Annotated in this window: 1 protein-coding gene and 1 pseudogene; one reads left to right on the top strand and one right to left on the bottom strand. The window is 61.5% G+C overall.

Annotated elements, in window-relative coordinates; translation table 11 throughout:
* The coding region (locus AC097P_RS24170) for a GNAT family N-acetyltransferase (RefSeq protein ID WP_479612964.1) at positions 1-1069 on the top strand (1069 nt) is incomplete at its 5' end.
* Here the strand turns inward: AC097P_RS24170 and AC097P_RS24165 are convergent.
* Positions 1066-1250: pseudogene (locus AC097P_RS24165) on the bottom strand (hypothetical protein); the annotation flags it as partial. The gene AC097P_RS24170 and the pseudogene AC097P_RS24165 sit on opposite strands and share 4 nt — an antisense overlap.

Here is a 1250-nt window from a genome sequence, read left to right as displayed (position 1 = left end):
GACCAGCAAGCCCTTCAAGATCGTGGCCAGCCTGGCCCTCGGTTCCCGTGCCCTGTACGACCTGATAGACGGCAATCCATTGTTCTCCTTTGAACCCATGGACGCCGTGTGTAACCTGGCCACCATTGCTGCCCAGCACAAAATGGTGGCCATTGCCCAGGCCTACGCCATAGACCTGACCGGACAGGTCTGCATAGACCAGTTTGGTGGCGAGTTCTACAGCGGCATAGGCAGCCAGGGTGAATTTTTACAGGGAGCTGCGCGCTCCCCCGGCGGGAAACCGATTGTGTGTATGGCGTCGACCACCGAAGACGGCACCCAATCGCGCATACGCCCTTCCCTGTTGCAGGGCGAATCGGCCACCATAGCCCGCACCGACGTGCACTACGTGGTCACCGAATATGGCATTGCCTACCTGTTTGGCAAGTCGATTCGCGAACGGGCTACGGCATTGATCGAGCTGGCGCATCCGCAGTTCCGCCCCGAGCTGTTTGCGCAGGCCCAGGCGCTGGGTTACCTGAGTGCCGACCAGACCCTGCAAAACCTACGTGCTTACCCGGTGGAGGAAGAAGTTACGGTCCCGCTGAAAGACGGCCGAACAGTCATGCTGCGCCCCGCGTTGTCTAGCGATGCGCAAGGCATACGCAATCTTTTCCACCACCTGAGCGAAGCCGATGTCTACACCCGCTTTTTCCGCCATGTGCGCGGGCTGTCCAATGCCGAAGTGCAGCGCCTGTGCAATGTGAACTACGAAAACGAAGTCGCCTTTGTGGCCACGGCCGGCACGCGTGAGGAAGCGCTGATCGTGGGGCAGTCGTGTTACTTCATCAACCCCACGGCCAATCTGGCCGACACCGCCTTCATGGTGCACCCGGGCTGGCAGGGCTGCGGCCTGGGCACGGCGTTACAAAGCCGTATGGTGCAGCACGCCAAAAAGCGCGGCCTGCGCGGCTTTGTCGCCGACGTTCTGCCCGGCAACACCCGCATGTTGCGCTTGGCGCGCAATGGAACGCAAGCCGTGCAGATGGAGAAAACCGACGACTCGGTGCACCTGACCCAGCTGTTCTAAAGGCTCGTCACATCTACGAAGGAATCGGCCAGAGGGAAGCGGGCCACCATCCAGTGGCGGTCCAGCGCGAGCGCGTTGATGACCGGCAGCGGCAGTTCGCTCACCAGGTCAGGCGTAGGGCTGGGGTCATCGGCCAGCAGCGCGGCCAAGTGCACCACGCCGGACAATTTGTCAAAGGTCA

This window comes from Rhodoferax sp. ZS1R8, assembly GCF_056521325.1.
The sequence above is the reverse complement of the archived record's forward strand: the minus strand, read 5'-3'. Positions and strand labels throughout refer to the sequence as shown.